General features: G+C 68.8%; 1 protein-coding gene. It reads left to right on the top strand.

Translation table 11 applies throughout. From position 1 onward, the window contains the following. Positions 1 to 197 precede the first annotated feature (197 nt). Positions 198 to 773 (top strand): VIT1/CCC1 transporter family protein, encoded by a 576-nt coding sequence (locus HIR71_RS16280; RefSeq protein WP_396031904.1) that lies wholly within the window; start codon positions 198 to 200, stop codon positions 771 to 773. The last annotated feature ends 122 nt before the right edge of the window (positions 774 to 895 follow it).

Below are 895 nucleotides of genomic sequence, written 5' to 3'. Positions count from 1 at the left end.
CCATCGAACAGATGCCCTTCGATCTGGGACCTGAGAACCTCAACAAGCCTCATTTTCCCAGATCAGGGGCATCTGTTCATTCCGCGACACACCCACCAAACCGCACTACTCGCGGATCTGGGTCTGAGCCGGCGCGGGTCCCGCCGGAGCGCCGCCGATGGTCGAGCAGCAGCCACCGCACGAGCAGATGCCAGGCAGTGGGGAGATCAAGCCGCATCCCGACGAGCCGCACGCCGTCGGGCTCAACGCCCGGCTCAACTGGTTGCGGGCCGGGGTGCTCGGAGCCAAGCAGCCAGCGGGACACCGAACGCGCCCTGCTCGCGACCGAGCGTCGCGAGCTGGCCGAGGACCCGGGGGGAGAGCTGGCCGAGCTCGTCGACCTCTACCGGCGCAAAGGTCTCGAACCCGCGACCCCGCGGCTCGTCGCCGAGGAGCTGACGGCGAAGGACCCGTTCGCCGCGCACGTCGACGCCGAGCTGGGGATCGACCCCGACGACCTCATCAACCCGTGGCACGCCGCCTTCGCCTCGGCGATCGCCTTCACCGCGGGCGCGCTCCTGCCGCTGCTCGCCGTGCTGGTCGCACCCCAGCCCGTCCGCATCCCCGTGACCTTCGGTGTCGTGGTGCTCGCGCTCGCCATCACGGGCTCGGTGAGCGCGCGGTTCGGCCGGGCCGGGCGTCTGCGCGCCGTCGTCCGGCTCGTGGTCGGCGGAGCCCTCGCCATGGCGGTCACCTTAGCCGTGGGTGACCTGGTCGGCGCGAACCTGCTCTGACCCAGATCCGCGAGTAGTGCGGTTTGGTGGGTGTGTCGCGGAATGAACAGATGCCCCTGATCTGGGAAAATGAGGCTTGTTGAGGTTCTCAGGTCCCAGATCGAAGGGCATCTGTTCGATGG

Source organism: Cellulomonas fimi (assembly GCF_012952065.1).
Lineage (GTDB): Bacteria > Actinomycetota > Actinomycetes > Actinomycetales > Cellulomonadaceae > Pengzhenrongella > Pengzhenrongella fimi_A.
Note: the sequence above shows the minus strand (reverse complement) of the source record. Positions and strands in the feature narration are given on the sequence as shown.